The sequence below is a fragment of the Carboxylicivirga sp. M1479 genome, from assembly GCF_007097485.1.
GTDB lineage: Bacteria > Bacteroidota > Bacteroidia > Bacteroidales > Marinilabiliaceae > Carboxylicivirga.
In genome coordinates, this window is the sequence record NZ_VKDE01000004.1 from 191,476 (window position 1) to 209,814 (window position 18,339).

An 18,339-nucleotide genomic window follows, 5' to 3' on the forward strand; every position below is an offset into this window, starting at 1 on the left:
TTGTTTTTTACTTTCATCACAATGTATTACGCAGTCCTTAAAAACTTATATCGATACCAAATTTCACCGATTTCGCTTGAGGCATGGTTATTTCATCATAACCACTAAGTATAGCACTTGAGCCATAGGCACTCACTTCGGGGTCTATGCCGGTATAACCTGTAAATGTTAATAGGTTGGAGCCCTGTACATAAACTCTTATGCGCTCCATGTATAGTTTTCTTACCCAATCGTTTTTGAAAGAATAACCTAGGGTAATGTTACGTAAGCGTAGGTAGGATGCATCTTCCAAAAAACGGTTGTTCAATCGACTTACATCGTAGCCATTTAAACCGCTACCTGGCCATTGAGGGTTGCGGTATACAGTGGTGGCATTATCAAGCTTAGGAACATCTGTTTGATGGCCTGGTATTTTCCAGTAATCAAGCATGTCACTTGATAAATTATTAGCATCTGTTAGTGTATAAGTCATTAAGGTAGCTTGTGTACCATTGTATAACTTCTGGCCCACCGAATAAGAGAAAGCAAAGTTTAGTTCCCAATTCTTATAACGGATATTATTGCTAAATCCACCGTAGAAATCTGGCATGCTACTGCCTGATGAAACTCTGTTGGCCAATGGATTATCTTCGTCGAATACAGCCTGAGGAGGCACATCGCTGATTGAGCCATCGTCATAACGCCACATTGGATTACCTGTGAGCGGATCTACACCGACCCAGTCGTACATGTAAAACTGGTTTAGACTTTCGCCAACAACAAAAACTTTGCGTTCCAAGCCCTGGCTTTCTGCCATTTGGTAGCCCGCTTCGTTTAAGCGTAGTAATTTATCTTTGATGCGCGAGATGTTAAACGAACCTGTCCACAACCAATCTCTATTCTGGTAAATGGTTCCATTAACCAATAGCTCCAGTCCTTCATTTTTCATATCGCCAACATTTTGTTGCTGCGAACTCCATCCCATATAAAGTGGCACCAGGTCGTTGGCTAATAAGTTATTGGTACGTTTGTAAAAGTAATCGAACGTAATGTCTAGCTTGCCATTAAATAAGGAGGCATCAAAACCTAAATCGAATGATGTGGTTGTTTCCCATTCTAGGTTAGGGTTAACCGATTGTGAGTTAAATAACAAGGGTACGCCATTGTACATGAGGGTACCTCCATTAACCGTTCGGTTGTCGCGAGTCCACTGTCCTTGATTACCATAGTAACCGCCAAAAGAACCATCTAAACCTGTTAAACCGTAGCTGGTTCTAATCTTAAACTCGTTCAGCCAACTTTGTGAGTTGTCCATAAACCTTTCTTCGGTTAGTATCCAACCCGCCGATAAGGATGGGAATCCTCTGTAACGTTCGTTTTTACTAAAGCGAGAAGAGCCATCAATACGGTAGGTGAATCCTGCTAAATACCTGTTTTTATAGCGGTAGTTTAATCGTGTGAAATACGAAACAACCGCCCACTCCTGTGTAATTGCATCTAAGACACGTTTGTCGGTTGCCGATTGAATACTTTTCTCATTATCATCAAAAAACCCGGTACCCGTCACGCGCATTCTGCTTTCTTCCGATGTTTCAAAGCTCTGACCAATAATGGCATTTAACAAATGATCGTCGGTGTGCTTGCGCAGTGTTAGAACGTTGTTAACAACGTATTTTAAGTTTTGATTGGATGATGAAGTACCTGTTCCTCCTGGGTTTTGAGGTGTTGCAATATTTCTGTTGTACGATTTCGTATTGTAGATGTCAAGTCCAATTTCTGATTTAAAACGCATCCAAGGAAGAGGTTTTAACTCGGCATAAAAATTAGAGATAACACGTGTGTCTTTTACATTATTATCTTCGTTGGCAGTTGCCACCGGATTGCCTAAATGGCCTGATATTGTATTGATGTTGTTTTCAAAATTACTTCCTCTAGGTGTATGAAAGAAATACGATCCATCAGAGTTGTAAATTGGTAAGTTAGGTGACATCATTATAGCATCGCGATAAACGCTTTGACTGTTTAGAGCCGCATTGTCAACAATTGCAAAGGATGAATTGGTGCCAAAATTAATCCATTCAGCTGGGCTAAAATCAAAATTAGTACGTATGCTATTACGAAGAAAATCTTGATTAATAATATAACCTTGTTGGTCGTAGCGATTGTAACTGATGTAATACGATGTATTATCTGTTCCGCCAGAAACAGAAGCCCTTGTTTCTTGCACAACACCTGTTTGTATAACCTGATCTAACCAATCGGTGTTATGAGTGGTTGGGAAAACATCAGAGTCGCCCTGTGAACGGTTAAATCGTGTGTATATATCACTAAATTCGTTGGCATTTAATAAGTCGGGTGTTCCCATTGGTTGACTTATTTCTACTGAATGGCCGATGTTGATTTGAGGCTTACCTTTTTTTCCTTTTTTAGTTGTAACTAAAATAACACCAGCGGCACCTCTTGAGCCATAGATTGCTGTTGAAAAGGCATCTTTTAATATTTCAATAGACTCAATGTCATCGGGATTTAAGGCCGCAAGTGGATTACGTTCAAACTCGGGTTGTTGTGAGTATCCATTTGACACAGCGTTGCCTCCTATTGTTCCGCCAGCTACACTGCCATTGCCAAAGTCGTGGTTATTAACCCCTTTTCCTGTTCCGTAAACGGGAACACCATCAATTACAAATAAGGGGTTACTATCGGCATTAAGCGATGATAAACCACGTATAGTTATGGATGTAGCACTACCAGGAGCACCGCTACTTAGGTTGACATTGACACCTGCTACCTTGCCTACTAGCGCATTGTCGAAGCTAGGAGCGATGCCTGAGATTTCTTCTGAAGTAATTTTAGAAACTGCACCTGTGAGGTCACGACGTTCCTGAACACCATAGCCTACTGTTACTACTTCACCAAGCGCAACAACATCTTCAATTAATTCTGCTTTTATATATTCTTGTCCTTCGAATAGGATGTACTGATCTTTACAACCAATGCAGGAGATGCAAATGGTTTGTCCTTCTTGTATTTGTAGTATATGAAATTCCCCTTCCATGTTGGAGACATCGCCTCGCATGGTTTCTTTGATGTACACATTGGCGCCTGGAATTGGGAGTCCTGTTTCGGAGTCAATTACTACACCTTTTACAGTTGCAGGCTGCAGGGTTGTTGCCTTAACAGTTTCTTGTGCAGTTAGGTTAATAGTGGTTAAAAGCCATAAGCCAATAATGTATAACGCTTTATGCATGGCAGTAGATTTATTACCTGACAAATTGCCGGTAGTAGATTATAAACTAGATTGAGTTATGAAAAAAGATTCATAAAGTAAAGGAAACCACCGCCGAAAGGTTAAAACGGCAGTGGTTTTTGCAATTTATAGTTTGTTTAATTTACCACTCCATACTTCTGTGGTAGTTGTAATCTCTTCACTGTAGCTTACTTCTCCTGAATCAGGGTCAGTAGTGCTTGTTTTAACAGCTGTATAGCCACCAACAATCCAAACCTTGTTATCAGCATCGATGTATGCCGAGTGTCCAGCACGACCAGTAAACTCTGCAGGTAACATAGCATCTTCATCAGGAGCTGTCCAGTTAATACCATCAGTTGATACTAATACATCATTAACACAAACACCTAATTCTGTTTGACCACCGAATAACCATATTTGTCCGTCGTAAGAAATAGCTGCTGCTCCCATACGAGGGGTCAAACCTGTTGGTGTATTTTGTGTCCATGTTGTTCCATCGGTGCTACTCCAAACATCACCAGATAAGAAACCACCTTGAATTTGTCCACCAATCATATAAAGTTTACCATCGTGAACGATGTTGGCTGAATTACGACGAGGAGCTTCTTCAGGTAGGTCTGTTTCAGTCCAAGTAGTTAAATCTGATGTGCTTCTGATTTTGTTAGAAAGAGATTGCGGGCCAAAGAAATCTGAATCTAAACCTTTAGCGCCTGAAATAGAACCATAGAAAGTTGTTTGGCCACCAACAGCCCATAGAGCATTATTGAACGAGTAGCTCGCAAATGTTACGGCAGGTGTTTCGTAAGCATTATCTAGCTTAGTGAACGTTTCGCCATCGGTACTTTCCCATACTTCAGCAAGATCCTCAGGAGCCCAACCGCTTGCAAGAGCCGCATAACCTGTAATGTATAATTTCTCATTATGAACAGTCATAGTGTAATAAGCACCGGCAGCTGCACCTGGGAAATTCGTATCTAAAGTCACTTCAGTCCATGTTTTTCCATCATCTGATTTAAATAACTTAGTAGAGCTTGAAAAACCACCGTTACTGAATACGGCCAAGTGCTTACCTTTATAGTTTACAGCTTGCATGGCGTTATAACCCATGTCTGTGATTGCTGGATTTTCTTTTACCCAACTAACACCTTCAGGGTTTACTTGCGATACATTAACTGTAACTTGGTATGTTAGAATTGTAACCCCATCTTCAGCGGTTACAACATAGTTAACAGGCGAGCTAAAGTCGTTTTCAGTTACTCCGCTTTCTTGCTCGGTCATACCTACAGTTACTACTGTTTTATCAATGGCATCAAATTCTGCAACCAGAGCAGATACATCAGCCATATATGGTAATTCATCGGTATTGGTAATTGTGTAATTGGTTTGGTTTACCTCAAAATTAATATTCTCTAAACCAGGTATGGCATCATCAGCCATAAAACTGAATGCTGTTAATCCAGTTAATGACGACTTTGGTGCATCATCTTCACAAGAAGTAAAAACTAAAGTAACAGGCAATAGTAATCCCATTACAAATTTTAATAGATTTGTTTTCATACAATTTAATTTTTGTAGTTGAAGACGGTAGTTTGTAATTGATTAAGGGCTTTTACAGACTACTGTCTATTTTAAATTAATAACGAATTTTTCATTTTGAAGCGGATACATTTATCCCAATAACATTAACTTGGTTAATGATTTATCTACTAGCTTCGCTACCGGCCGTGTGGCTCGCCAGTGGTTTGTAAATTCAATAGTTAGCTTTGTCTTATGAAAAGACTACTGTTATTTTCCGTTTAGTTATTTTGACTTCTAGTACTTCTGAATCAAAGATTGTGTTTAATAAATCTTGAACAGATGGATCGTTGTAGCTTCCAGAGTAGTTTTGATAAGGGTTTAATTCGCCCTTGAACTCCACTCTTTTGTCGTACCATTCAGCAATTTTAAATGCTAGTTCGTGTTGCTTTAAATTATTAAAGCAGAATATTTTATCTTTCCAACTAAATACATCGCAATAATTGCCAACGCTTGTTTTTGCCATTTCATCTTTGTTTGAATAGGTAACACGCTGACCTTGCTTTACTTTTGTGCTCTCGAATAAAGCCACTTCTTTACTGCCTATCTTTTTAGCTGGCTGAAGCTTGAACATAGGAATAATAACCTTTTTGTATACTGTATCTACTACAGTTACTTCGCCTTCTTCAACAGCTACATCCAAGTGGTTTGATTCACTATCGATGACTAATTTTCCATTGCGAGCAATGGCACATCTTTTTCCTGAATTAACAATAACAGGTAGGTGAGCCGCAGTAGGATCTATTTCAATGTAGGCTTTACCTTTCAGTACTAATTCTCGATTCGATTGGTTATAGCCATCATTATAGCTTAATTCACTGCCTCTTGAAAGAAAAACCTTTGTTCCATCGGGTAGATAAAACGAGCTTACCAATTCACTACCCACTACTTTATGGGTAAAGCCATAGCCTTGTTCATCTTCTCCATACTTGCCTAGTGCAAGCGGAATAAGTGCAATTAGAGCCAAAATAGCAGCCACCTTAATCATTCGGCTTAGGCTGAAGATGTTATTGTTACTTTGTTGATGACGAACAGATTTCTTCTGAATTTTATTCCAAATAGCACTTTTCCTGAGTTGCTTTTGTTGCCTTCCCAGGTTGTTCATTGCTTTTTGATACAAAAGGGCATTATCATCTTTCTCAGCTATCCAACGAAACAGTTCTTGTGTTTCATCTGCTGAAATTTCGCCGCTTAATTTACGGTTGATTAAATGCTCTATGTCTGTTCTAAGTTGTGTCATTTTCTTATTGCTATTCTTAAAGACTCGTATCTTTTACTTTTCCGTTACTCTAAAAGTGTTTTTTTTGTAATTATTTTATAACTATACTTGAGGACAGTGATTTACAGGTGTAAAAAAATGATTATAATTTTCATTCCATAGTTTTTTATAACCTCTAAAATACGCTTGGTAGCTTTTTTTAGGTGAACATCCAATGTGTTTTCTGATATGGATAAACGCTTAGCTGCATCCTTATATTTTAAACCCTCTTCTCGCACTAACTTAAATGCTTCTTTACATTTAGGCGGTAGGCCGTCTATAACGGCTTCTACTTTTTCGGTTAATTCATCTATCTCTAAACTATGTTGTGGATCAATTTCGTTAGGTGCTAAGAACTCAAAGGCATTTTCAATTTCAACCGTGTTAACTTTCTTTTTGCGGAGGTAGTTAAGGCATTGGTTTTTTAGCGATATAAAAAGGTAACTTTTGAAATTACTAATTTCTTCTAATTGCTGCCTCTTATTCCAAATTTTGGCAAAAACATCACTTATAACTTCTTCAGCATCGGAATAATTGCAGTACAAGCTTGTTACATCAAATGCATAATCGTAATACTTTTCAAATAGTTGATTGAAAGCATACTGACTATCATCTAATATCTGCTCAATGAGCAAACGATCCGATTGTAGTGAGAAATTATCCATGATTTACCAGCGCAATATAATGAAATTTGCCTATTGCTATAAATCACTCTGTTTATTTAGTTTTGGACTTTACGGTAGTAATGCTGTGTTGGAATAACTTTTTTTAAGCTTTAAACTTAATTTTTGAAGTAGCAGTGATAAACCCCTTTTAACAACAGAATGAGGTATCCAAAGAGCAATAGTAATTATCGAATGATGTTGAGGTACATATTGGTCAGATTGTTTTTTATCATTCGTATAAATGAAGATTCTGTTCTTTATATTTTAATTGCTCTTTGGACGCCTAACAAGTGTTTTTACAATTGATATTCTTCTATAAAATCAATTACTAATTGATAGATGCCTTCGAATACAGGATATTCTAATTTTTCTGGGGTATCCAATGGTTCATGATAGTATTCGTTACCACCTGCTGTCCAAAAGAATAAGGATGGAATGCCTTTGTCGTGAAAATGGTAATGGTCAGAAGTAGCTTCGTAGCCGGTTGGTTTAAGATGTTGAATGTAATTGTTTTGTTTGTTGATGGATAAAAACTGCTTTTTTATGTCTGGATATAATTCTGCATGTATGAGTTCTGTCCAATCTGTACCCGAGGCCACCATGTCGAAATTGATTACCAGTTTGGTTTTATCTAAGGGGTAAACAGGGTTGTTCACATAGTATTCCGAACCATAAAAACTGGCTTCTTCTGCACCAAAAAATATGAATTGTATACTGTAGTATGGTTTATGTTTTTTAAAATAAGTGGCTAGCTCAAGCAGTATAGCAACACCACTAGCATTATCGTTGGCACCCGCATACATTGCTTCGCCAAACATACCCATATGATCGTAATGACCAATTAATGTAATGCAAGTGTCAGTTTTCCCCTCAATTAAACCCGTTATGTTTTGTGTTTGATAATTGGTGGTGAACTTATTTACCAAGTCAATATCTATTGAAGTAACTGCTTTGGTCATTAATTCTTTCCGCACACGAAAGGTACCATAATCATTAACATAGCGACGAGCGGAGTATTTGGGCGAATCTACCCGATCAATAATGCCTTTTACCATGAGGGGAGACGAGGTGAATGTGTTACGTGCAAAATAATACAAATCACTGTTGTTAATAACCGTTGAATCGAAACAGATAAAAGAATTCTTCAGATCTGAAGCAAGTAGTTGATTTAGTTGTCGTCTGCTCGTTAATATTTGTTTTGTTATCCATTTTACAGGGAAAGTGCCTTGTAAACTTGGTGATGTAGGGTAGGCCACCCAATCAATCCCATTTTGTAAGCTTTGTCCATTAATTGTTAAATTAGGCTTGCCAACGTAGCTGTTTATACTCATGTTAAAATGCTGGTAATAGGAGTTTCCTATAGGCTTGATACCAATTTCCTTCAGCTTAACAGCAATGTAATCAGCTGCTAAACTATCGCCTTTATTAGTGTATCCTCTCCCATAAAATTCAGGTGAACTTAAGTCGTTGACATATTGCTTTACTCGATTCATGTTTTGCCCAAAGGCAATTACATGCAAGGCCATTATAAGCCAAGAGCAGATAATAATTCGTTTCATAGTGATTTACTTTTAAAAATGTTTGCCGAGCAGCAAAGGAAAGAATACTACGAAAGGAGCAAGCTAACACTTGTCATGGTTTGTAGTTAAGTCGTGTTAAAAAAGTTTAAGGCATATGATCCTTTAATATCAATATTGTTAGTGGTATTCCTTACTTTAGAACACTCTAATTATGTTGTTATGGAATAATGTTTTATCATTCTTGTTTAAACGAAAATAGATATCATGTGTTGATATTAAGTACAAAAAGTAATTAATAATGAAAGAATTTTGGGACGATAGATATAGTCAGGACGAGTTTGCTTATGGAGCAGAACCCAATGAATACATTAAAGAAAAGTTGCCCTTACTAAAACCAGGAAAGGTATTGTTTCCGGCCGAGGGAGAGGGACGTAATTCAGTTTATGCAGCGCAATTGGGCTGGGAGGTATGTGCTTTTGATTTTAGTGCTGTTGGCAAAAAAAAGGCAGATGCTTTGGCGGCTTCAAAAGGTGTAAGTATTAACTATCAGGTAAAAGGTTTTCTGGAGGAAGAATATGAAGCAAATGAGTTTGATGCCATATGCCTTACCTTTGTTCATTTTCATCCTGATATGAAAATGCAAATGCACAAACGACTGGATTCGTATCTTAAGGTGGGAGGTTATATCATTATGGATGCGTTCAGCAAAGAGCACCGTGAGATTAACAAAGTAAATGAGCATGCAGGAGGTCCACCCAATGCTGACATGATGTATTCAATCGAGGAAATAAAAAGCTATTTTGATAATTACGATTTTATAGAACTCAAAAAGGAGTTGGTTCATTTGCAAGAGGGTTTTGGTCATGTGGGTGAGGGTTCTGTCATTCGATTTGTGGGGAAGAAGAAGTTTAATAAGTAGTCAGTTTCTACTCAATATATTCTTTTGCTCAAACGAGTGTACTGTATTGTAAAAAAAGAAGAGCCCACCAGAAAAAAATGGCAGGCTCTTCACTCATAGACTAAAGGTTTAAGCGTATATGGGATTATACCAATACTACATTGAAACGCGCCTCATTCTTTCGTTCTTTTGAACTTATGATTTTGTTGAAAAACATCGCCGTAACTTTGCTATGCCTCAATTTTTCGCCTCACATAAGTCCAAAATATTCAAAACAATTTAAGTTTCATTTCAAAATAGAATTGGTATTATAAACTCCAAATTAAATTCTTTCAACACACATGGCAATGCCCATGCCGCCTCCAATACAGAGGGTCGCTAGGCCTTTGTTGACTTCGCGCTTTTTCATCTCGTGCACTAATGTTGTTAGAATGCGTGTACCACTGGCACCAATAGGGTGGCCAATAGCAATAGCGCCTCCATTTACATTGCATATTTCTGGCTTCAGTTCCAATTCTTTCATAACGGATAAAGACTGAGCTGCAAAGGCTTCATTGGCTTCAATAAGCTCCAGCTCATCCTTGTTCCAATCGGCCTTTTTTAAGGCGCTACGAACAGCCTCCACCGGGCCAATTCCCATAATGCAAGGCTCAGTACCGTGCCAGGCATAAGAAACAATCTTAGCCATTGGTTTTAAACCGTATTTCTCAACCGCTTCTTTGCTGGCCACAATAATAGCTGCAGCACCATCGTTTATGCCTGATGCATTAGCGGCCGTTACGCTACCATCTTTTTTAAAGGCAGGACGTAGTTTAGCCAACGATTCCGCCGTAACACCAAAGCGAACAAATTCATCTTGCTTGAAGATGATTGGATCTTTTCTACGTTGAGGTATTTCAACAGGAACTATTTCATTTTCAAAACGCCCTTCGTTAATGGCTTTTTCTGCTTTGTTTTGCGAGTCGGCTGCAAATGCATCCTGCTCTTCGCGACTTAAGTTGAATTTATCAGCCAGGTTTTCGGCCGTAATACCCATGTGGTAATTGTTGAATACATCGGTTAAGCCATCAGCAATCATGGTATCTACCAATGTGCCATCGCCCATGCGGTATCCATTACGTGCTTTGGGTAGTATGTATGGTGCTTGCGACATGTTTTCGGCTCCACCAGCAATAATTAATTCGGCATCGCCCGCTTTTATGGCTTGAGCTGCCATGGCTACCGTGCGCAGTCCAGAGCCACACACCATGTTAATGGTCATGGCTGTTTTTTCTTTTGGTATGCCTGCTTCCATGGCAATCTGACGTGCCACATTTTGTCCATGGCCAGCCTGTAGTACGCTCCCCATTAATACTTCATCTACCTCCGAGCCATTTAGTTTATTGCGCTCCAAAAGGGTTTTAACAACTGTTGCACCCATTGTTGCAGGAGAAATTGTTGATAGGGATCCTCCAAAATTACCTATGGCAGTACGAGCTGCATCGATGATATAAATTTCTTTCATGGTTAATCATTTTAGTCCGAAGTCCGTAGCGCGGAGTCCGAAGTTTTGTATGTTTTCACAGTGCTTAGTGCACTTGTTCCTTGGCACTATAAATATTTTATTTTCTCTCCACCATTTTCTCCACAATAAACGAAGCCACATTCTCGGGGTAGGTTCCGCGGCCAAAGCCCACATCGTAGCCCAGCTCCAAAGCCAGCTTGTTACTGATGCGTGGGCCACCTGCCGCCACAATTAATTTTGAGCGCAAACCTTCTGCTTCCAGTAGCTCAACCAAATCGGTCATATTCTGAATATGCACCTCCTTTTGCGTTACTACCTGCGATACCAAAATAGCATCGGCATTTAGCTCCACGGCTTTTTTAATCAACTCTTCATTGGGTACTTGCGCCCCCAGGTTATGGGCTTCCATCATAGGGTAGCGCTCCAGGCCGTAATGTTGGTCAAAACCCTTCATGTTCATAATGGCATCAATACCAACCGTATGGGCATCGGTGCCAGTGCAGGCACCTACCACTACTACTTTACGTTTAATCTGCTCCTTAATAAAGTTGTTTACCTCGTAAAAATCCATCGATTTCTCTACGGCTTCCACCTCTATCTTATCGTAATCGATCTGCTGTTGCGATTTACCGTAAATAACAAAAAATGTAAAGTCGTCGGATAGGGGGTTGGAGTGAACCACTTCCACCTCTTCAAATCCCAGTTGGTGTGCATATTGCTTAGCAGCCTCATCGGCTTTGGCCGAGTGTGCCACAGGTAATGTAAACGATAGCTGCACAGCGCCGTCGTTCATGGTATCTCCGTAAGGACGAATTATATTGTTCATAACCTTAGTTTTTTAGTCCAAGTTCCAATTCTAAATAGTCATACACTGGGTTAAAGTATTCGGCTGCCTTTTCGTGCACGCCATCAAAACCCTTACCGCCGTGCTTAGGACGACTTACTTCGGCAAACATCTTTTGCTCAATGGAGTCAAACAGCCCTTTTTCATTGATGTTTTCCATAAATTCAATGGTTTCATCCAATACATTTTGAGCCCTTGTTTGCATAATGCCACCTTTCTTAAACTCAATGTCGTTGGCAAAATCCTTGGTGTTGTTAAGGATGTAACGCGCATTTTCAACGGCCAAAAAGCGATCTTGCATAAAAGGGGTATGAATGGCTTCGGTAAGCATGCCCAGTAGTAAAATGCCCTGGTTGGTACTTTTGGCAATGAAGTTAAACATCGCATTCATAATGTAGCCTTTGAAAATATCGCCTGTCATGTATTTGGTTGGAGGCATATATTTTAATGGTGCTTCAGGAAAAAGCTCACGGGCCATTTGAGCCTGTGCCATCTCATATAAAAAGCCATTTTCAATTTTTGGATCCATTTCAAAGGCATGGCCTAAGCCCATTAATTTAGCAGGCAAACCAGAGTCGTAGGCAAACTGCTCGTTGATAAACTGCGAGGCTGTTACTGTGTAGGCTTTCTCGTAGGCATCCGATGTGGTCAGGTAGTTATCCTCCCCCGAGTTAATGGTTATCTCGGCAAAGGCATTAATCATGCGCGAGAATTTTTGATCGACAAAGGTGCGATACATGTTAATGTCGCGGAACAGAACACCATACATCGAATCATTCAGCATCATGTCTAAACGCTCAATGGCCCCCATTGCCGCTATCTCAGGCATGCACAAACCCGAACAGTAATTAACCAGTCGTATGTATTTACCAATTTCATTGCCTGTTTCATCCAGTGCCTTGCGCATTATTTTAAAGTTCTCCTGCGTGGCATAAGTGCCGCCAAAACCTTCGGTAGTTGCGCCGTATGGTACAAAGTCAAGTAAGCTTTGCCCCGTAGTTCTAATCACAGCAATAACATCGGCTCCTTGTCGGGCTGCTGCTTGTGCCTGCTGCACATCTTCGTAAATATTACCAGTGGCAACAATTAAATAGAGTAGGGGGGCATTTTCCTTTTCTTTGTGCTCGCTTATTTTTGAGGTGCGATAGGCTACATTACCTTTTACACGATGTGAAAAGCCAGCCACCAGCTCTTTGGCCTTCTCCTGAATAAGAGACATGTCGGTTAATTCGAGCTTGGCAATATCTAAACCCTTGGCTATTTCTGCATTCAACTGCTCAACCGATAGGTTTTTGCGGATAAGGGCATTGATGTAATATTTTGAAGCACCATATTGAATGTCACTTCCCAAGGCATTAACAATGGCATTAGGAACGGGTACATCGTCGGGTGTAACGCCGTCGGCTCCCAGCATACGCAGGGTGGCACGTTCAATGGCCACAGTGGTGTGCTGTTTGATGTAAGCATTAACTGGTTGTGTAATTTCTTTCGAAAGCGCACGAGCCCTGTCAATTTTACTCTGATCCAGATTTAGTTTCGTTTGACTCATATTATTTGTCTAAATAGTCGTTAGCATAATCAATTATTTCGGCTTGTAAGCCAAGCATGTTGGCAATTGTTAAGGCGTCGTGTGAATGGTTAACGCCTTCATCTGGCTTAAGCTCGTATTGCATGTAGGCGTTTATCTGCCTTATTTTATCGTTTATATCACTGGTCTGTTCGTGGCAATGCCTCTGAAAGGCCTCCTTGTCTAAACCCCGCATGCGGTATTTTATCACTCCATCAAGATGAGGTATGTTAATGAAGTGGGTTGAGAAGAAACCTGTGATAAGTGGTTGCTGACTGATGAATTTTAATACCGCCACCAGAATAGCTTTGGCTTCGGTGGCATTTGTTGTTTTGGCTAATTCATCAACCAACAATAGGCGCGACTGCCCCTTTGTTAAACCCGCGCTTAGTTGATGAATCTCCTGGCCGAAAGAACTCAAGCCTTCGATCGCTGCCTTGTCTGTTGTGCCTAATACCTGTATTTCGTCGAATAGCTTGGTAGCATAGGCTTGAGCTGGCACTCTAAAACCCATTTGTGTGAGTAACTGCAAAAACGCAATGGTTTTAAAAAGTACCGTTTTACCACCCATGTTAGAGCCAGATAGTAAAATGGCATTGCTGCCGAAGCTTGCACGTAAAGGTGTGTAGCGTAAGTCTTTTTGTTGATGCCTCTCAAAAAGTGGGTAATAAATGCCCTCATCAACCACTATGGTTTCGGCACGGTAATTAGGTTTAAGCAGTTGAAGTTGAACGGATAATTGAGCCATGGCCAAATGAACATCCAGTTGTGTAATGGTGTCAATATCCTTCAGTAGTTGTGGAGCCTGTTTTCTCACTGCCTCCGATATGCTTTTGAGTACACGTTTTTCAATTTCCGACTCTTCATTTAATAGTTGTTCTTTAAGCATTTGAGCATCCATGTAGGTTTTGTCAAATGCTACCCTTAGCTTAATTAGCTTCGAATCGTATAATTCAGCTAACAATAATGGTGAGCCGTTAGCAGGTAGTTGCTTTTTATCCACCAGTATAAAATCACGATTGGAAAAGTCAAAGCCCAGTTTGTCCAGAAGCTGTTTGTGAGCTTCAATGCGTAAATTATTAATCGTTTGATCGGCCTGACAAATTTGCTCCCTTACCTTTTGTAGTTGTGGATCAAAGGCCGACGAAAGATGAAAACTCTCCGTTTTGTCATCATCGGGCATTAAGATGTTCAACAGGCTATGGGTTTGAAAAGCAATGCTAGCGCTTTTTGCAATGTCAATGGGTAGGTACTGTTCAATGGCTTTTGTGTGGATAAGAAATTTTTTAATGAGTTGCAGATCTGCAATGTCATAATCCTTTTTATCCAAGGTGTTCAGTTTGTCGATGCGGCTGAGGTGGTGTACCACCTTTAAGGTACTGTTTTGGTGTTCGTTTATAAAATTGATCCAAGTATCAACCGACTGATGGATGGCATCCAAATCATCAGCCTGCTTATAAAATGGCATGGATTCCTTATGGGCATAACCATAGGGCGTTAAAGGCTTGTACTTATCGTAGAAGCTTTTAAAATCGCAGAACTGTATGGCTTTATTGATGCACATAGGGGTTGTAAATTATCTTTGTTTGGATGTTTTTTGATTGAAGCATTGCCTTAATCGCTTCCAGAGCAATGTCTTTTGTAATTATCACAAAACCTTTTAGTTTAATGGATTGCTTTACACGGATGTTTGAGTTTTTCATTAATTGAGCAAGCTGCTGGTAGCTCAAAAACACTGAGCTTAGGTCATTAATTAAAATGCCTTCGCACTGCTTTGGTAATTGACTTAGTTTGGCCTTGGTAAGCGCTCCTTCGAGCGGATGAAGTTGTTCTGCAGCCTGCATTGTCTTTAGTTGGCTGCTGAGTGTCAATAGCTGCATTTGCTCCACTGCTTTTGTGAGGTTGCGTCTATCAATATTCATCACATAATAAAAACCACTTTGTTCCACTGCACTAACTGGTGTTAAGCGGCTCGCTGCCCCATCGAAAACAATGGTTTTGTATTGCAACTCATCCTTCAGATGCTTAATCACCATTTGTAATTGTTCGTTGTGTTCCGGGCCAATTAACTCAACGCGCCCGCCACGTAGTGTTTTAGCAATAACTAATTGCCCAAGGGGGGTGTTAATAGGTAAAGCTTTTTCAATGCTAAATAAGCCATCGCTCTTTTTAATCATGGCCAGGCTGGTTACTATGCCGTCGCCTTTATGAGCATACACCCTTGGTTTTGTTCGCCCATCAATCTGATCGTGGCTTTCGCCATCGACACCAATGCTACCGAAAGCAGGCGATTCAACCTGCCTAATCTGGTTCAAAACCCAGTTAAGGAAGGTTGTTTTACCCGCATGCTTCCGGTTTCCCATCACAAACGTGGTGTTATTTAAGAACTGGTATGTGAGTTGCTGCGTCTGCATGGTGTTTTAAATAAACAGTAGGCTAAAAAGTATACGAAGCTTCGTAAATGGATAGAAGATCGTCTATCTTATTAGATGATGTATAATTCTTTAATTGACCTGAATTTATCATTTAATTAACTGTATTACTCTTTTCTAGTTGTTTAAAATTCTATTAATTAAATAGAATAATCTTACATATACTTTAAATAATCTTGTATCTAAATGTTGTTATCTTTTAATAAAATGTAACATCACACTAGTATAATAGATAAGGGTTTAGTGTTTGTCGTTGCCATTGGTTCTAATTTCGCGACGTAACGATTGTGGTTTGATGGTTCCACCTTCATTTAAGAGTTTTGCTACACCATCTTTAGCAACTAAAGATTCATCACTACAGTAATCACAATCCTTATAGCTATGTCCTTGGTAGTCCGATGGCTGTGTATAGCTTGTTATCATGCCCTCGTAATTACGTAAAACAACCCGCTTCTCTGTTTGGGAGATTAAATAATCAGGCATTACAGGTATTTTTCCTCCACCGCCAGGTGCGTCTACCACAAACGTTGGCACTGCCATGCCCGAAGTGTGACCACGTAGGTTTTCAATTATCTCAATGCCTTTAGAAATGGTGGTTCTGAAGTGCGATATGCCTTCTGATAAATCACATTGGTAGATGTAATATGGCTTAACACGGATGCGCAATAAATCGTGCATCAGGGCCTTCATTATATTAGAGCAATCATTAACCCCTTTGAGTAAAACCGATTGGTTACCCATCTGAACACCACTGTTCGCAAGCTTTTCACATGCTACACGTGCTTCTTCTGTAATTTCTTTCGGATGGTTAAAGTGTGTATTAACATATACCGGGTGATGCTTCTTTATGATGTTGCATAAATCGTCGGTGATGCGTTGCGGCAATACCACAGGCATACGACTGCCAATGCGAATAACTTCCACGTGATCTATTTTGCGCAGCTCGGTAAGGATGTAATCAATGCGACTATCGCTTAAGATGAGCGGATCGCCACCAGAAATAACCACATCGCGTATTTCTGGCGTTTTAGCAATGTATTCAAAGGCTTTCTCAAGGTGGCCACGCGCCATGTCTTCATCCATTTCGCCAACAATTCGGCGGCGCGTACAGTGGCGGCAGTACATCGAACATTCATGAGTGACCAATAGAAGAGCTCTGTCTGGATAGCGATGTGTCAGTCCAGGAACGGGTGAATCCACATCTTCGTGCAAAGGATCGCTTAGGTCAGAATCGGCTATGTGTAATTCCTTAAGTACGGGTACCGCCAACATGCGCACCGGACAATCTCTGTCTTCCTTACTCATTAAAGCCGCATAGTACGGTGTAATGGCCATTTTAAATTTCTTCAGGGTTTTGGATAGATGGTCGTGCTCCTCTTCAGAAAGCGGAAGTACCTTTTCCAGGCTAGGCACATCGCGTATGGCATTACGCATTTGCCATTTCCAATTGTTCCAATCCTCCTCACTCACATCCTTAAATAAGGGGATATTTTTATAATCGACGTTTGAATATTTTCGTTTCATTTATGTAGATTTTATATTTTAAAGCTATTGCTTAATCTTCGGACTTCGTGCTTCGAACCTCGGACTAGGTATATAACTCCTCATATAGTTTCCTGATCTTTTCGTTCTTTCTTAAGATGTCAATGGCCATTTCGGCATGGCCGATGGCGTAGCCGTTACCAATTAGCATATCCACATCTTTGCCAACACCCTCGGCACCCAGTGCTGCTTTGGTAAACGAAGTTGCCATGCTAAAGAAATACACCGTGCCCCTGTCTTTACACATGAGGATGGAGCCCATTTCCGTATTAGGTATGTTCACATTGTTGATTACCACATCGGCTAGTTGGCCATTGCTCAGTTTGTCAATGGTCTCGTAGCAATCAAGAGCATTTGTAGCATTTAATTTAATGGCATGATGACAAACGCCTACTTGTTTCAGTCGTTCAATGTTTTCATCGCTATAGTCGGCACCTATCACAAGGCCTTTGTCTCCAACCATTTCCTTAGCCACTTCACAGCATAAGATGCCCGACTTACCGCCGGCACCAAGTACTACAACCGTATCTCCTTTTTTAACCAGTCGTTGTGTTTGGGCTGGAGCGCCACATACATCTAAAACTGCCAATGATAGAGTTTCAGACAGGTCATTGGGTAGCTTGGCGTATATGCCACTTTCGAATAGGATGGCTTTACCTTTTATCTTTACCTGATCAATATCTGATTTGATATCAATTATCTCTTCGATAAATAGAGGTGTTAGAGATAGAGATACCAGTGTGGCAATGCGATCTCCGGTCTTAAGGTCGATTTTACCCTCCAGTGCAGAGCCAATTTTTTCGATGGATCCGATAAGCATACCGCCTGAGCCCGTCACTGGGTTTTTCATTTTACCCTGCTTCGATACGATATCCAGAATAATGCTTTTAATAGCACTCACATCGCCTTTGGCCTGTTCTTTTATTTGTGTGAAGCTGGCCGAGTCAATGTTTAATACATCCACATCAATCAGTATTTCGTTGTCGAAAAGCTGACTCATGTTGTTATCAACCCGAGTAGCAGGTTGTGGTAGAACGCCTTGTGGCTCAATTACCCGGTGGGTCCCGTATTTATTACCTGTCTTCATTTTGTTTTTGTAGATAAAAAGCCGATAGCAGTTAGCTGTTGGCTACCGGCTTTTGTTTAAGTAGTATTAATGGTCTAGTTTCGTGTGTTTTATTTAAATGCCTAGCGAATTCGCTTTTAAGTGTTTTAACCACCTCCCCACTCTGTGGTACTCCTCTTGGCAAGGAGGAGAGGGATGAAAAACCGTCCCCTCCTGAATTATAGGAGGGGTGCCGACAGGCG

General features: G+C 40.2%; 13 protein-coding genes. 1 reads left to right on the forward strand and 12 read right to left on the reverse strand.

Translation table 11 applies throughout. The features are described 5' to 3' along the window. Window positions 1-37 precede the first annotated feature (37 nt). From FNN09_RS04275 to FNN09_RS04295, 5 genes are all read right to left on the reverse strand, one after another. On the reverse strand, window positions 38-3,226 hold the full coding sequence (locus FNN09_RS04275; protein ID WP_143300244.1) for a TonB-dependent receptor: 3,189 nt from the start codon (window positions 3,224-3,226) through the stop codon (window positions 38-40). A 126-nt stretch (window positions 3,227-3,352) separates the two neighbouring features. After that, window positions 3,353-4,783: a DUF6242 domain-containing protein gene (locus tag FNN09_RS04280; protein ID WP_143300245.1), complete on the reverse strand. Its 1,431-nt coding sequence runs from the start codon at window positions 4,781-4,783 to the stop codon at window positions 3,353-3,355. Window positions 4,784-4,994: 211 nt separating this feature from the next. After that, a complete protein-coding gene (locus FNN09_RS04285) occupies window positions 4,995-6,041 on the reverse strand; it encodes a FecR family protein (protein ID WP_143300246.1) in 1,047 nt (348 codons plus the stop codon). 101 nt (window positions 6,042-6,142) lie between these two features. Next, a complete protein-coding gene (locus tag FNN09_RS04290; protein WP_143300247.1) occupies window positions 6,143-6,724 on the reverse strand; it encodes an RNA polymerase sigma factor in 582 nt (193 codons plus the stop codon). Window positions 6,725-7,020: 296 nt separating this feature from the next. Further along, window positions 7,021-8,283 (reverse strand): M28 family metallopeptidase, encoded by a 1,263-nt coding sequence (locus FNN09_RS04295; protein WP_143300248.1) that lies wholly within the window; start codon window positions 8,281-8,283, stop codon window positions 7,021-7,023. Between the two features lie 259 nt (window positions 8,284-8,542). Between FNN09_RS04295 and FNN09_RS04300 the strand changes: the two genes are divergently transcribed. Further along, window positions 8,543-9,163: a bifunctional 2-polyprenyl-6-hydroxyphenol methylase/3-demethylubiquinol 3-O-methyltransferase UbiG gene (locus FNN09_RS04300; protein ID WP_143300249.1), complete on the forward strand. Its 621-nt coding sequence runs from the start codon at window positions 8,543-8,545 to the stop codon at window positions 9,161-9,163. Window positions 9,164-9,464: 301 nt separating this feature from the next. Here the strand turns inward: FNN09_RS04300 and FNN09_RS04305 are convergent, their stop codons facing one another. The 7 genes from FNN09_RS04305 to FNN09_RS04335 form a co-directional block, all read right to left on the reverse strand. Then, the gene (locus tag FNN09_RS04305) at window positions 9,465-10,646 is read right to left on the reverse strand and encodes an acetyl-CoA C-acetyltransferase (protein ID WP_143300250.1); all 1,182 of its coding nucleotides are present in this window, start codon (window positions 10,644-10,646) and stop codon (window positions 9,465-9,467) included. 97 nt (window positions 10,647-10,743) lie between these two features. Continuing rightward, window positions 10,744-11,472: an OAM dimerization domain-containing protein gene (locus FNN09_RS04310; protein WP_143300251.1), complete on the reverse strand. Its 729-nt coding sequence runs from the start codon at window positions 11,470-11,472 to the stop codon at window positions 10,744-10,746. Between the two features lie 4 nt (window positions 11,473-11,476). Next, entirely contained in the window at window positions 11,477-13,039 is a 1,563-nt protein-coding gene (locus FNN09_RS04315; RefSeq protein ID WP_143300252.1) for a lysine 5,6-aminomutase subunit alpha, read from the reverse strand. A gap of 1 nt (window position 13,040) precedes the next feature. Then, window positions 13,041-14,621 carry a hypothetical protein gene (locus FNN09_RS04320; RefSeq protein ID WP_143300253.1) on the reverse strand — a complete coding sequence of 527 codons (1,581 nt, stop codon included), beginning with the start codon at window positions 14,619-14,621 and terminating at the stop codon, window positions 13,041-13,043. Then, on the reverse strand, window positions 14,608-15,471 hold the full coding sequence (locus FNN09_RS04325) for a hypothetical protein (protein ID WP_143300254.1): 864 nt from the start codon (window positions 15,469-15,471) through the stop codon (window positions 14,608-14,610). Before FNN09_RS04325 ends, FNN09_RS04320 begins: the two co-directional genes overlap by 14 nt. A 258-nt stretch (window positions 15,472-15,729) precedes the next feature. Beyond that, the gene (gene ablA / locus FNN09_RS04330; protein ID WP_143300255.1) at window positions 15,730-17,013 is read right to left on the reverse strand and encodes a lysine 2,3-aminomutase; all 1,284 of its coding nucleotides are present in this window, start codon (window positions 17,011-17,013) and stop codon (window positions 15,730-15,732) included. Between the two features lie 64 nt (window positions 17,014-17,077). After that, window positions 17,078-18,118, reverse strand: a complete 1,041-nt coding sequence (locus FNN09_RS04335; protein ID WP_143300256.1) for a zinc-binding dehydrogenase — start codon at window positions 18,116-18,118, stop codon at window positions 17,078-17,080. Between the last annotated feature and the right edge of the window lie 221 nt (window positions 18,119-18,339).

Excerpts from the sequence above, each read along its gene's own strand:
- FNN09_RS04275 (WP_143300244.1), bottom strand. The coding sequence starts at position 3,226 with ATGCATAAAGCGTTATACATTATTGGCTTATGGCTTTTAACCACTATT.
- FNN09_RS04280 (WP_143300245.1), bottom strand. The coding sequence starts at position 4,783 with ATGAAAACAAATCTATTAAAATTTGTAATGGGATTACTATTGCCTGTT.
- FNN09_RS04285 (WP_143300246.1), bottom strand. The coding sequence starts at position 6,041 with ATGACACAACTTAGAACAGACATAGAGCATTTAATCAACCGTAAATTA.
- FNN09_RS04290 (WP_143300247.1), bottom strand. The coding sequence starts at position 6,724 with ATGGATAATTTCTCACTACAATCGGATCGTTTGCTCATTGAGCAGATA.
- FNN09_RS04295 (WP_143300248.1), bottom strand. The coding sequence starts at position 8,283 with ATGAAACGAATTATTATCTGCTCTTGGCTTATAATGGCCTTGCATGTA.
- FNN09_RS04300 (WP_143300249.1), top strand. The coding sequence starts at position 8,543 with ATGAAAGAATTTTGGGACGATAGATATAGTCAGGACGAGTTTGCTTAT.
- FNN09_RS04305 (WP_143300250.1), bottom strand. The coding sequence starts at position 10,646 with ATGAAAGAAATTTATATCATCGATGCAGCTCGTACTGCCATAGGTAAT.
- FNN09_RS04310 (WP_143300251.1), bottom strand. The coding sequence starts at position 11,472 with ATGAACAATATAATTCGTCCTTACGGAGATACCATGAACGACGGCGCT.
- FNN09_RS04315 (WP_143300252.1), bottom strand. The coding sequence starts at position 13,039 with ATGAGTCAAACGAAACTAAATCTGGATCAGAGTAAAATTGACAGGGCT.
- FNN09_RS04320 (WP_143300253.1), bottom strand. The coding sequence starts at position 14,621 with ATGTGCATCAATAAAGCCATACAGTTCTGCGATTTTAAAAGCTTCTAC.
- FNN09_RS04325 (WP_143300254.1), bottom strand. The coding sequence starts at position 15,471 with ATGCAGACGCAGCAACTCACATACCAGTTCTTAAATAACACCACGTTT.
- ablA (WP_143300255.1), bottom strand. The coding sequence starts at position 17,013 with ATGAAACGAAAATATTCAAACGTCGATTATAAAAATATCCCCTTATTT.
- FNN09_RS04335 (WP_143300256.1), bottom strand. The coding sequence starts at position 18,118 with ATGAAGACAGGTAATAAATACGGGACCCACCGGGTAATTGAGCCACAA.